This is a genomic window from Solirubrobacter phytolaccae (genome assembly GCF_027587195.1).
GTDB lineage: Bacteria > Actinomycetota > Thermoleophilia > Solirubrobacterales > Solirubrobacteraceae > Solirubrobacter > Solirubrobacter phytolaccae.
Genome location: NZ_JAPDDP010000128.1, coordinates 1 through 11707 on the forward strand (window position 1 = coordinate 1; position 11707 = coordinate 11707).

The 11707-nt window shown below is 71.1% G+C and carries 12 protein-coding genes; 6 read left to right on the plus strand and 6 right to left on the minus strand.

Features of this window, described 5'->3' with window-relative positions; translation table 11 throughout:
* A partial coding sequence (locus OJ997_RS35240; RefSeq protein WP_270030136.1) for a nitronate monooxygenase occupies nucleotides 1-696 on the minus strand: 696 nt, incomplete at its 3' end.
* Nucleotides 693-1079, minus strand: coding sequence for a DUF4282 domain-containing protein (locus tag OJ997_RS35245; RefSeq protein ID WP_270030137.1), 387 nt, complete (start codon nucleotides 1077-1079; stop codon nucleotides 693-695). The genes OJ997_RS35240 and OJ997_RS35245, both read right to left, overlap by 4 nt.
* A 184-nt stretch (nucleotides 1080-1263) precedes the next feature.
* Here OJ997_RS35245 and OJ997_RS35250 point away from each other — a divergent pair, with 184 nt between their 5' ends.
* Nucleotides 1264-1413 (plus strand): hypothetical protein, encoded by a 150-nt coding sequence (locus OJ997_RS35250; protein WP_270030138.1) that lies wholly within the window; start codon nucleotides 1264-1266, stop codon nucleotides 1411-1413.
* Here the strand turns inward: OJ997_RS35250 and OJ997_RS35255 are convergent.
* On the minus strand, nucleotides 1410-1847 hold the full coding sequence (locus tag OJ997_RS35255; protein ID WP_270030140.1) for a MarR family winged helix-turn-helix transcriptional regulator: 438 nt from the start codon (nucleotides 1845-1847) through the stop codon (nucleotides 1410-1412). The two genes, OJ997_RS35250 and OJ997_RS35255, sit on opposite strands and share 4 nt — an antisense overlap.
* 106 nt (nucleotides 1848-1953) lie before the next feature.
* Between OJ997_RS35255 and OJ997_RS35260 the strand changes: the two genes are divergently transcribed.
* Nucleotides 1954-3372 (plus strand): MFS transporter, encoded by a 1419-nt coding sequence (locus tag OJ997_RS35260; protein WP_270030150.1) that lies wholly within the window; start codon nucleotides 1954-1956, stop codon nucleotides 3370-3372.
* On the opposite strand, the gene OJ997_RS35265 is transcribed toward OJ997_RS35260, so the two are convergent.
* Nucleotides 3349-4257 carry a PfkB family carbohydrate kinase gene (locus tag OJ997_RS35265; protein WP_270030142.1) on the minus strand — a complete coding sequence of 303 codons (909 nt, stop codon included), beginning with the start codon at nucleotides 4255-4257 and terminating at the stop codon, nucleotides 3349-3351. The two genes, OJ997_RS35260 and OJ997_RS35265, sit on opposite strands and share 24 nt — an antisense overlap.
* A gap of 19 nt (nucleotides 4258-4276) precedes the next feature.
* Here OJ997_RS35265 and OJ997_RS35270 point away from each other — a divergent pair, with 19 nt between their 5' ends.
* Both OJ997_RS35270 and OJ997_RS35275 read left to right on the plus strand, forming a co-directional pair.
* Entirely contained in the window at nucleotides 4277-4831 is a 555-nt protein-coding gene (locus OJ997_RS35270) for a DUF1707 SHOCT-like domain-containing protein (RefSeq protein WP_270030143.1), read from the plus strand.
* 50 nt (nucleotides 4832-4881) lie between these two features.
* Nucleotides 4882-6240 (plus strand): hypothetical protein, encoded by a 1359-nt coding sequence (locus tag OJ997_RS35275; RefSeq protein WP_270030144.1) that lies wholly within the window; start codon nucleotides 4882-4884, stop codon nucleotides 6238-6240.
* A gap of 163 nt (nucleotides 6241-6403) precedes the next feature.
* Here OJ997_RS35275 and OJ997_RS35280 read toward each other — a convergent pair whose 3' ends face one another.
* Nucleotides 6404-8440 (minus strand): RecQ family ATP-dependent DNA helicase, encoded by a 2037-nt coding sequence (locus OJ997_RS35280; RefSeq protein ID WP_372517973.1) that lies wholly within the window; start codon nucleotides 8438-8440, stop codon nucleotides 6404-6406.
* Between the two features lie 14 nt (nucleotides 8441-8454).
* On the opposite strand from OJ997_RS35280, the gene OJ997_RS35285 reads away from it, so the two are divergent.
* Entirely contained in the window at nucleotides 8455-9525 is a 1071-nt protein-coding gene (locus tag OJ997_RS35285) for an acyltransferase family protein (RefSeq protein WP_270030147.1), read from the plus strand.
* Nucleotides 9526-9588: 63 nt separating this feature from the next.
* Here the strand turns inward: OJ997_RS35285 and OJ997_RS35290 are convergent, their stop codons facing one another.
* Nucleotides 9589-10257 carry a hypothetical protein gene (locus OJ997_RS35290; RefSeq protein ID WP_270030148.1) on the minus strand — a complete coding sequence of 223 codons (669 nt, stop codon included), beginning with the start codon at nucleotides 10255-10257 and terminating at the stop codon, nucleotides 9589-9591.
* 101 nt (nucleotides 10258-10358) lie between these two features.
* Here OJ997_RS35290 and OJ997_RS35295 point away from each other — a divergent pair, with 101 nt between their 5' ends.
* A complete protein-coding gene (locus tag OJ997_RS35295) occupies nucleotides 10359-11669 on the plus strand; it encodes an ATP-binding protein (RefSeq protein WP_270030149.1) in 1311 nt (436 codons plus the stop codon).
* Nucleotides 11670-11707: the final 38 nt, after the last annotated feature.

The window sequence follows — 11707 nt, forward strand, 5'->3', positions numbered from 1 at the left end:
CAAGGGCGCGGTGACGCTGAAGGCCGGTTCGACGTCGCTGGCGGCGAAGAAGACGTACTCGCTGCCACCGGCCCGCGCGCCCTCGCGGGGCGCCGCCGCGACCCCGCCGCCCTCGGCCGTCAACTCGTCGCCGCCGACCCGCGCGGCGTCGTCGCCGAGCAGCTGCAGCAGCGCGATCAGGCCGAGCGGCTTCACATCCGGCGCGTCCACCCACGTGCCGCGGTGCCCGCCGGCCTCGGCGCCCTGCACCACGAGCGCGTCGGCGCCCGCCGCCACGGCCGCGCGTGCTTCCGCCGGCGTGGTGACCGTCACCCATGCCTCGCCGGGCAGGTCCGGCAGCGGGTCAGGGCAGCCGAACGTGTACGAGACGACGGCCACCTCCTCCCGCGCGAGCAGGGCGAGCTTCGCCTCCCAGTCGTCGTCGTCCCAGCGCGGCTCGCCCAACGGCGCGGCATACGCGGCGTACGTCGCCGGATCGGTCCGCGGCCCGGGCACGAACAGGTTCACGCCGAACGGCCGCTCGGTCAGCGCGCGGGTCGCCGCGATCCGGTCACCCAGCGCGTCCGCGGTCAAATACCCGGCCGCGAGGCACCCCAGCCCGCCGGCGTTCGAGACGGCCGCGACGAGCTCCGGCGTGGTCGGCCCGCCCGCCATGGGCGCGCCGACGATCGGGACGGCAAGGTCTCGGGTGATCACGGCGCGGGTTGGTCGCGCTCCACCGCCCGGCGCGTGAGCTCGAGCTGGTCGCGCGTGTTCTCGTAGATCCGGAACACCACGATGATCAGCTCGTAGAACACGCGGTACAGGAGCGTGTAGAGGAACAGCAGCAGCGGGCCGATCAGGACGAGCCACAGGACGCCGAGGCCGACGTTGGACTCGCGCTCGATGACGATCTGGCCCGCCCTGTTGAACGTGCCGGCCTGCTCGTCAGGGGTGAAGATCACGACGGCGATCGCGATGTAGCCGATCACAAGCAGCACGAGCGTGAGCACGTACAGGACCTTCACCACGCGCGTCGTGACGAACTCGGTGAACGACAGGTCGAACAGCGCGCCGAGGAACCCCTTGCGATCTCCCATGGGCGCACCCTAGTCCCGCCGACGGGTGCCGGAGCCGCTCGATAGTCGGAGGCCCGAGTGTGTCAAGCCGCATTATTGGCACCCGTTAGCTTGGATACCAGCTGTGCCGAACTGGGTTACGCTTTCGATGCATCGTGCCGATGGCACAGGTGCACCCTCCTCCCCACTCCCCAAGGAACCCACCATGAGCAAGCTGGCCTCCGCGATCAAGCGGACCCTCGGCGGCTCGAGCGCCGAGCCGACCGTGCACTTCCATCAGGGCACGAACGAGGCCTTCCCCGAGGTCTGCCACGAAGGCGCGTGCTCGCGCCCGCAGCTGTCGGTCCGCGGCTAAGCCGCAGCCTGTTGGTCGGCCGGCTCTTCCGCCACCGCGCGGGAGAGCAGGTCGCGCAGTGCCGCACGGCCCTCGGCGGTCAGTGAGCCGAAGACCTCTTCCTCGAGCGACTCCATGGCACGCTCCGCGTGCCGCAGCGCTTCCTGGCCCGCGTCGGTGATCACCACGATGTGGCGACGCCGGTCGGCCGGATCGCGCCGACGCTCGACGAAGCCCTTGCCCTCGAGGTCGTTGAGGAGCAGGACGGTGTTGTTCGCGTCCATCTGCATCGACGCACACAGATCGGCCTGCGGCAACCCGCCGTCACGCAGGTTGGTCAACACCATGTACGCCTTGAGCTTGAGGCCCAGCACGTCCTCGCTCGCGCGGCGGTAGACGCTGCGCGTGAGCTTGATCAGCAGGACGATCGAGCCGGGCGAGTTGGTGGCGGACATGTGTTGATTCAGAGATTAGCGGTTGCGTGATGATCCGCGACCCCATATAGTCACTGGCATAGTGACTATCCCTTCCCAAGTAGAGAGCGCTTCCCGGCGCACGTGGATGGCGCTGGTGGTCGTGTGTCTGGGGCAGCTGATGATGGTCGTGGACATGACCATCGTGAACGTCGCCCTTCCGGTCATCCAGCGCGACCTGCAGTTCTCCCAGGCCGACCTCACGTGGGTGGTCGGCGCGTACCTCATCTCCTACGGGAGCTTCCTGCTGCTCGCCGGCCGCCTCGGCGACCTGCTCGGCCGCAAGCGGGTGTTCCTCGCGGGCACCGCCATCTTCACCGTCGCGTCACTCGCGTGCGGGATCGCTGATTCCCAGCTCGCGCTGATCGCGGCGCGCTTCGCCCAGGGCTTCGGCGGCGCGATCGCCACCTCGGTGATCCTCGCCCTGATCGCCACCGACTTCCCGCGCCCGGATCAGCGCGTGAAGGCCATGGGCGCGTACATGTTCGTCGTCACCTCCGGCGGGTCGCTTGGCCTGCTCCTCGGTGGCGCGCTGGTCGAGTCCGTCGACTGGCACTGGATCTTCACCGTCAACGTGCCGATCGGCATCGCCGTCCTGGCCCTCGGCGCGCGGCTGATCGAGGACCGCCCGGGCCTCGGCCTGCGCAGCGGCATCGACGTCGCCGGCTCCATCCTGATGACGACGTCGGCGATGACCGCGGTCTACGCGATCATCACCGCCGCCGAGCACGGCTGGGGCTCGGCCCACACGCTGGGCTGGCTCGGCGCCGCCGCCATCCTCGGCGTGTCCTTCCTGGTCCTCCAGAGCCGCATTAAGAACCCGATCCTCCCCCTGCGCATCCTGCGCGTGCGGTCCTTGATCGGCGCCAGCGTCGTCCGCGGCTTCCTCGTCACCGGCATGTTCGGCACCTGGGTCATGGGCTCGCTGTACGTCGAGCACGTGCTTGGCTACGGCGCCTGGGCCACAGGCCTGGCATTCCTGCCGATGACGCTGATCGTCGGCGCGCTCTCGCTCGGCACCACCGCACGCGTGATGGGCCTGCTCGGCCCGGCGCGCACGGTGATCGTCGGCCTGCTGATCGTCGTCGGCGCGCTCACGCTGCTGAGCACCGTCGGCGCGGACACGGCCTACTTCCCGACGCTGTTCTTCGCCTTCGGCCTGATGGGCCTCGGCATGGGCACGGCGATGCTGCCGCTGATGACGATCGCCATGAGCGACGTCCGCCCGGAGGACGCGGGCCTCGGCAGCGGGATCATCAACGTCTCGATGCAGCTCGCCGGCGCGCTGGGGATTGCGGTCCTCGGCACGCTCGCGTCCGACCGCTCGAGCGAGCTCACCAACTCCGGCCAGAGTGCCCTCGAGGCACTGACCGGCGGCTACACCCTCGCGTTCGAGGTCGCCGCCGGAGCCGTCATCGTCGGCATCGTGATCGCCCTCGTGGCGCTCCGTGTGCCGCCCCGCGAGCGCGAGCCCGTCCCCGGCTCAGAGGTCGCCGTCGAGGTCTGAAAGCCTCGGCGGGGACGCACCCGCTCGCTCGCACGTGCGGGCGGCGACGACGCAGGCAAAGGTCGTCGCCGCCCGGACGGCATCCGCATCCTCCAGCGCGTCACGCGTGAGCCCGGCGCGCGCCCAGTAGGCGAGGAAGCCGCCGCCGAACGCGTCGCCGGCACCGATCGTGTCGACGACCGTGATCTTCGGCGCGGCGACCTGTTCCTCGGTCTCCGCGTCGACGATCAGCGCGCCGTCGCCGCCGAGCGTGACGAGCGCGACCGGCACCCCGAGCGCCCGCGCGGCCTCGACCACGCTCAACCCGGGCGTCAGGTACTCGAGGTCGTCACCGCTGACCTTGACCACGTGCGCGTGGCGGAGCGTCTTCTCCAGGCTCGCCCGGTACGCGTCGCGGTCGGAGATGAACGTCGGCCGGCAGTTCGGGTCGACCATCACCAGCGCGCGGTCCGCGACCGCCTCGACGACCGCCTGCAGCGCGGTCGCGACGGGCTGCATGATGAGCCCGAGCGTGCCGACGTGCAGGATGTCGACGTCGGCCGGCAGCGCCGCCAGCGCTTCCTCCGGCGTGACGGAGGGCGCCGAGGTCCCGTCCGTGTAGAAGCGGTACGTCGCCCCGCCGGCCGGATCGACCTCGGCGAGCGCGAGCGTCGTCGGCTTCGCGGTCGGCACGACCGTGTCCAGGCGCACGCCGTCTTCTTCCAGCCGGGCGCGCAGCGACTTGCCGAACCCGTCGTCGGACAGGGCGCCGAGGTAGTGCACGTCCTGCTCGAGCCGGGCGAGCGTGCGCGCGGTGTTGTACGGCCCGCCACCCGGATGCGCGACGAGCTGGTCCGCGTGCGGGACCAGATCGACGAGAGCCTCCCCTCCGACGACGATCGTCATGGCCGTAGAGTGCCAGGTGATGGACGTACGAGCCTCAGACGCAGAGCGCGAAGCCGTCATCGACCAGCTCCGGGGGGCGGCCGCCGAGGGCCGGCTGACCATGGAGGAGCTGACCGACCGCATCGAGGCCGCCGCCGACGCGGTGATGCGATCGGAGCTCGACGGGCTGACCGAGGACCTGCCCGCCGCGGGCGGCGCCGTGAGCGCACCCGTGCTGGACGAGCGGCAGAGCTCACTCGGCGACGTCAAGCGCTCCGGCGCGTGGCTCGTCCCGGAGTACACCGAGCTGCGGTCCTACACCGGCAACATCAAGCTCGACCTGCGTCAGGCGACGATCAGCTCGCGCGAGATCGTGATCGACGCGTGGACGCCGTTCGGCACGATCGACCTGCTCGTGCCCGAGGGCGTCCAGGTCGAGGTGCGGGCCAACGCGCGGATGGGCTCGCTCAAGCGCCAGGACTCTGCGCCGGCGCCGGGCGCGCCCAAGGTCATCCTCACGGGCGGCACCGTCTTCGGGACGATCAAGGTCCGGCACAAGCGCCTGTGGGAGAAGGTCCTGAAGGTCGCCCGATAGGCGGGCCGAACGGGCAGTGACCGAAGTGGACGATCGGGGTTCGGTTCGGCGTGAAGCGAATCGTCCTCCTGTGTCTCTCCTTCCTGCTGCTCATCGCCTCCGCCGCCCACGCGGCGTCCGTCGCGTACATCGCTGACGGCGAGGTCTGGCTCGCTTCGCTCGACGGGTCCCAACGCGTCCGCCTGGCCGAGCCCGTCCTGAACTCGAGCGGGGTGCTCGAGAAGTGGAATGCGGTCGCGCAGGCCGACAACGGCCGCATCGTCGCCACGCGCAACGACCCGGCCAAGATCTCGTCGCTCTCGTCGTTCCAGGTCTGGGAGGCGAACGGCCTCAAGACGATCCAGGGCCCGCTCAACCGCACCGGCTCGTACGCGCTGCCGGTCTATCCGCTCGGCTTCGACGTGACCGCCGACGGCAGCGTGATGGTCTACGGCTTCTCCAACAGCAGCTGCTGCCCGTACACGCTGGAGACCGGCACCTACGCGCGCCCCGTGACCAACAGCGTGCTCGAGCCGATCCGGATCGGCGGCCAGGAGGATCCGACGCTGTTCGGCGCGCGTGTGGTCGCGCACACCGGCTCGACGGTCAACGTGCAGAACGCGAACGCGAGCACGTACGGCAGCGCCTTCACGGGCTGGCTGGACACGTCCGGCTCGGGGCTGGACATCCGGCGCACCGACGTCGCGGCCAACGGCGCCCTGATCGCCCTCGAGCTCGAGGAGTGGACGAGCGGGACGCAGACGACCGGCAAGATCGCGCTCGTCGCCACGCAGGGCGTCGACCAGGGTCCGACGGGCGCCGTCGACTGCTACGTCCCGGCCAACGGCGTCGCCGTCGACGCGTCGCTTTCGCAGGACGCGACCCGTGTGGCCTGGAGCGACGCCGACGGCCTCAAAGTGGCCGGCACGCCGACGACGGCCGCCGACCCGTGCGTGCTCACGAGCGCTCCGGTCGTGATCGCGCCGAACGGCAAGAGCGCTTCGATCGGGGCCGCGAACGTGGCGAGCTTCCTGCCGCCGCCGCCCGCTCCGCCCGCGCCTCCCGCGCCCCCGACGCCCCCCTCCGGGCCGGGCACGACGACCACGCCGACCGCCGCGCCGACGGCGACGGTCCCGACCAAGGTCACGCGCGCCGCGCTGACCAAGGGCCTCGCCTTCAAGGTCCAGGCGGTCGCCGCCGGCAAGGTGACGCTGACCGCGACCGTGCCCGCCAAGGCGCTCGGCAAGAAGGGCAAGCCGATCGTGATCGCGACCGGCTCGGGCACGGCGAAGGCCGCCGGCGCGCTCTCCATCAAGCTCAAGCTCAACGCCACCGGGCGCAAGCAGAGCAAGCGCCTGAAGGGCAAGAAGGCCACGCTGCGGGTGGCTCAGGGCACCCGCAGCACGACCAAGACCATCACCCTGCGTTAGGAGTTCGTCGACGAATGGGCGGTGCGCCTGATGTGGTGCAGTCGCGAGTGCCTCGGGCCGCCCGCGACAAGCGTGGCGTGCCTCTGGCACGTGAGCGTCGTGGGTGGCGCGAGGTGCCGCGAATGTGCCGCAGCAGGTGCGCCGTTATTCGTCGGCGGGCTCCTCAGAACGCCGTTGACAGCGCGAGCGGGTAGACCTCGCTCGCGCCCTGCTTGCGCAGCTGGCCCGCGATCATCGCGAGCGTCCAGCCGCTGAAGCGGATGTCGTCGACGAGCAGGCAGCCCGACTGCGGCGCGGCGGCGACGACCTTGAAGGCCCCGCGCACGTTGGCGACCTGCATCGCGGAGTTCGCCATCTCACGCTGCGGCGGGTTGTCGTGCACGCGCTCCAGTAGCGCCTCGAACGGCAACCCCAGCGCCTCCGCGAGCCGCTCCGCGAACTCCGGCACGAGCGCGCCGGACCGGTGCGACGGCACGGCGGTCACGAACCCCACCGGCGGCCCCCAGACGCGCACGGCCTCGGCCGCGGCTTCCACGAGCTTGCCGTCGAAGCGACCGTCGCGGCGCCCGCTCTGCACCAGCGGATCCCAGCCGCCGTCGCCGAGCCGCGCGAGCGCCCGGCCCTCCTGCGCCCGGACGCCTTCGGGCAACTTCTTCATCTTTCCTTCGGCGTCCGGAGCCATCTTCTTGACATCGAGGACGAGCGGCTTGGAACGCAGATGCAACGACGCGGCGCGCACCAGCTCGGGGTCGAGCGGGCCCGCGAACTTCGGCTCCGTGCAGACGGCGCAGACGCCGCAGTCGGACGGGTCGGGATCGTCGAGCTCCTCCTGCAGCGCGCGCATCAGGCAGCGACCGTCGGCGCCGAACTGCGCCATCGCCTCCTGCTCGCGCCGTCGCAGCGCGGTGACGTGCGCGTAGCGGTCGCCGTCGTACTCCCATGTCGCGCCCGGTTGACGCGTCCAGCGCGTGCCGTTGCGCCCGACCGCGCCCTCGACGTCGAGCACCTTGAGCATCGCCTCGATCCGGCCCTTGCCGAGGTTGACGATCCCCATCAGCTCGTTCGTCGTGGCGCCGCCCTCCTCCAGCGCCTCGAGCACGCGGTCCACGCGATCCTTCGGCGGGAACGCCTGCTCGATGAAGAAGTCCTGGATCCGGCGATCCTCCGCGCCACGCAGCAGGATCACGTCGGCACGGTCGATCGCGCGCCCCGCGCGGCCGACCTGCTGGTAGTAGGAGATGACGCTGCCGGGCGCCTGGTAGTGCACGACGAAGCCGAGGTCAGGCTTGTCGTAGCCCATCCCCAGCGCGCTCGTCGCGACCACGCACTTGAGCTCGTTCTTGAGCAGCTTCTCCTCGGTCGCGATCCGGGTGTTCGTGTCCACCTCGCCGGAGTACGACTGCGCGGGCACGCCGTGGGCGGACAGGAAATCCGCGACCAGATCGGCGTCACGTTTGGTAAGCGTGTACACGATCCCCGAGCCGGGAAGCGAGGGCAGAAAGGTCGCCAGCCAGGCCAGACGGTCCGCCGGCGCCGGCTTCTCCACGACCTCAAGACGCAACGACGCCCTCGACAACGGCCCCCGATACGTACGCAACGTCCCCGCATGCCCCAACGCCAACTGCTCCGTGATGTCCGACACGACGCGATCGTTCGCCGTCGCGGTCGTGCACAGCACCGCGACGCCCGCGGGCAGCTGCTCGAGCATGTCCTGGATGCGGCGGTAGTCCGGGCGGAAGTCGTGGCCCCAGTCGCTGATGCAGTGGGCCTCGTCGATCACCAGCAGGCCGACGCGCTCGGCGAACAGCGGCAGCATCGTGTTCCGGAACTGCGGGTTGTTGAGCCGCTCCGGGCTGATCAGAAGGAGGTCGACGGCATCCTGCTCGAGCAGCTCGCGTACTTGAGACCAGTCGTCGCGGTTCGTCGAGTTGATCGTGAGCGCGCGGATGCCCAGCTTCTCCGCCGCCGCGATCTGGTTGCGCATGAGCGCCAGCAGCGGGGAGACGATCAGCGCCGGGCCGGCGCCCTTCTCGCGCAGGAGCGTCGTCGCGAGGAAGTACACGGCCGACTTGCCCCAGCCCGTTCTTTGCACGCACAGGACGCGCGCCCGGTCCTCCACGAGGTCCGTGATCGCCTCCCGCTGATGCTCGCGGAAGGTCGCGTTCGGGCCGGCCAGTCGGTGCAGCAGTTGATCCACCATGTGGACGGTAGGACTTGGCACGGATAACTCGCCCCCGCTACGAGTCCTTCGACGGCATGCGCGGCCTCGCGTGCGTGCTGATCGTCTGCCTGCACGTGTGGATGTACACGGACGCGAACTGGCCCAGGCCGGGCCGAACGGACCTGCTCGACCGTGTGGTCGGCGAGTTCCGCGTCTCGCTGATGTTCTTCTTCGTGCTGTCGGGCTTCCTGCTGGCGCTGCCGTGGGCGGCGGGCCGGACGCCGGACCTGCGCCGCTACGCCGCGCGCCGGTTCGCGCGGGTCGCCCCGGGCTACTGGCTCGCGCTCGCCGCCTCGTTCCTGCTCTTGTACGGGACGGGCCACGGTCGCGCGATCGAGCTGCAGGACCTGCCGAAGTTCGTGTTCTTCATCCCGAACCTGTTCGAGGAGACGCGCAACCAGCTGGACCCGCCGATGTGGTCGCTGCACGTCGAGGTGAGCTTCTACATCGTGCTGCCGCTGATCGGGCTTGCGCTGTTGAAGGCGCGCCGGCCGCTGACCGTGTGCGCGCTGCTGATCGGCGCCGGGCTGGTGTGGACGACGATCGGGACGCTGGAGGCGTGGCCGCCCGAGACGATGTGGACGCTGCCGACGTACATCGGCGTGCTCACGTGCGGGATCGGCGCGGCGGTGCTCGCACAACGACCCCCGCCGCGCTTCGTGGGCACGGCGGGGGTGCTGATCGTGATCGCCAACTCCGTCTGGCACAGCGAGGGCACCGGGACGGTCGGGCACGCGGTCGGTGACCTCCCCGCGGCGATCGGCTTCGCCCTGATCCTGTGGGCGATGGCCTACCGCGAGAGCCGCGTGCTGGCGTCGAAGCCGATGGTGTGGACGGGCACGGTGTCCTACGGCGTGTACCTCTGGCACATGCCCGTCCTGTACTGGTTCGGCCTGCAGGAGCGGCTGCCGGAGCGCTTCGTTCCGGCGATCCTCTGGATCCTGCCGATCACGTTCGCGCTCGCGGCGCTCTCCTGGTACTTCGTGGAGAAGCCGGCGATGCGACTGGGCAACCGCGTTCCGTCGCGGTCGCCCCGCCGCTCGCCACGTACCGCTGAGTCCTAGGCGATCCTCGCGACGGGCTTCGCCCGTGCTTCGGTCGCTTGAAGAATCGCTTCGCGGATTCTCTTAGGCGGTGTTGACGGTGATCTTCGCGACGCCGATGACCAGGCCGGCCGTGAGGGCATCGGTGCCGAAGGTCTGGTTGAGCAGGTCCGCGGCCTCCTGCTTGAGCTTGACCGTCGTGCCCTCGAGCTCGGCGGTGCCGTCGTCGTTGGTCTTGAGCGGGTTGAGCGTGCGGCCGTCGAGGAAGAACAGCGGCGCGCTCTCGGCGGCGACGGTGCCGTCGACGGTCACCTTGCCGGTGAGGACGGACTTGCCGGGGTCGATCTCGAAGTCGGTCAGCTCGACCGTCTTGCCGCCGCCGGTGAGGCTGAGGCCGGAGCCGTCATGGTCGATCATGCCCTGCACGTACGGGGAGACCGTGCCCGGTTCGTAGTACGTGACGTTGCCGCCGGTGATCGGGAAGGTCGCGACACCCGCTTCGGAGACCTTCGCGGTGCCGACCGGGGCGGGCGTGAGCTTCAGCGTGCCGAGGGCTTCGACGAAGCCGGCATCAAGCGTCACGGCCGTGTCCTTGCCGCTGAGCGACGGGATCTGGGCGACGGGGGCCGGCTTGGAGGTCTGCTCGGTCGTGCCGGACGACGTGGTGCTCGCGGTCGACTCGTCTTCGCCGCCGCAGGCAGTCGCAGTAGCGGCAAGGGCAATCGTGGCGGCAACGGCCGCCAGGCGCTTCACATGCATCTCGTGCCTCGCTTTCGGAGAGGTTGAGAGGAGAGTTGGGCCTTCTTCGTGCCAGCCCCCTGGATTGGATGCGTGTGAGGGTTACTGTTGGCGCGTTGGCTACCGGCGGCGGACTTCTCGGGCGAAGGGCGGAGCTGGCCGCGATCGACGCTGCGCTGGGGCAGCGGGCCGGTGGAGTGCTCGCGTTCTCGGGTGAGGGCGGGATCGGCAAGACGCGGCTGCTGGACGAGCTGGCGGCGCGTGCTTCTGAAGCGTTGGTGCTGAGTGGGCGCGCCTCCGAGTGGGAGCGCGAGCTGCCGTTCGGCGTGTGGGAGGACGCGCTTTCAGACCACGCGGCGTTCCTCGGCGTGGACCGGTTGGAGCGGCTCGTGGGCGAGCAACTGGGCGAGCTCGCGGCCGTGCTGCCGCTGGTCGGCCGCGTCCCGGCGGGCCTGCAGGACGAGCGCTACCGCACCCACCGCGCCGTCCGGGCGCTGCTGGAGGCCCTCGCGCTGCAGCGGCCAGTCGTGCTGGTGCTCGACGACCTGCAATGGGCGGACGACGCCTCTTTGGAGCTGGTCGCGGCGCTGCTGCGGCGCGCGCCGCGCGGACGAGTGTTGCTCGCGTTGGCGTTCCGGCCCGCGCCGGTCCGGCCCTTGCTGGCCACCGCGCTGGCGACCGCCGAGCGCGACGGACGCGTGATCGAGCACGCGCTGCCCACGCTGTCCTTCGCCGACGCGGAGACGTTGCTGGGCGCCGACATCCCCGCGGTGGTGCGCGGCGAGATCTACGAGGCGGGCGGCGGCAACCCGTTCTTCCTGCAGCAGCTCGCGCGCCAGGTCGCCGCCGGTCGGAGCGTCGCGTCCGGGCCGGGCGAGGCGGGTGTGCCGCAGGCGGTCTCGCGGGCGCTGGAGCAGGAGATCGCGGCGCTGAGCGAGGCCGGACGCGCGTTGGCACAGGGCGCGGCGGTCGCCGGCGATCCGGTCGACCTGGACCTGGCGATCGCGGCGGCCGGCCTCGACGAAAGCCGGGGCGACTCCGTGCCGGCCGGTACCGCGTCCGCTCCGTCGCCGCCCTCCGCCGACGACCGCGACGCCGCGCCGGCCCTCGCCGCGGCCGACCTGTCGCCGCCCTTCGCCGCGCCGGCCCAGGTCGAAGCGGTCGCGCTCGGCGCGCTCGACGAGCTGCTCGCCGGCGCACTGCTCGTGGCGACGGACGTGCCGCGGCGCTACCGGTTCCGGCATCCGCTCGTGCGCAACGCGATCTACGCGTCCGCCCCGGACGGCTGGCGGATCGGCGCGCATGGCCGGGCGGCCGCGGCGCTGGAGGCGCGCGGCGGGTCGGTCGCGGCGCGCGCGCATCACCTGGAGCGCTGCGCGCGACCGGGGGACGTCGCCGCGGTCGCGGTGACGTCCGGATCGCAGTGACCCTCGCATGCGAGGACTGCAAGCGCCGGAACTATCAG

What these genes read in the sequence shown, in the direction of transcription:
- OJ997_RS35245 (WP_270030137.1), bottom strand. Translation starts at nt 1,079, where the DNA reads ATGGGAGATCGCAAGGGGTTCCTCGGCGCGCTGTTCGACCTGTCGTTC.
- OJ997_RS35270 (WP_270030143.1), top strand. Translation starts at nt 4,277, where the DNA reads ATGGACGTACGAGCCTCAGACGCAGAGCGCGAAGCCGTCATCGACCAG.
- OJ997_RS35250 (WP_270030138.1), top strand. Translation starts at nt 1,264, where the DNA reads ATGAGCAAGCTGGCCTCCGCGATCAAGCGGACCCTCGGCGGCTCGAGC.
- OJ997_RS35280 (WP_372517973.1), bottom strand. Translation starts at nt 8,440, where the DNA reads ATGGTGGATCAACTGCTGCACCGACTGGCCGGCCCGAACGCGACCTTC.
- OJ997_RS35265 (WP_270030142.1), bottom strand. Translation starts at nt 4,257, where the DNA reads ATGACGATCGTCGTCGGAGGGGAGGCTCTCGTCGATCTGGTCCCGCAC.
- OJ997_RS35260 (WP_270030150.1), top strand. Translation starts at nt 1,954, where the DNA reads ATGGCGCTGGTGGTCGTGTGTCTGGGGCAGCTGATGATGGTCGTGGAC.
- OJ997_RS35255 (WP_270030140.1), bottom strand. Translation starts at nt 1,847, where the DNA reads ATGTCCGCCACCAACTCGCCCGGCTCGATCGTCCTGCTGATCAAGCTC.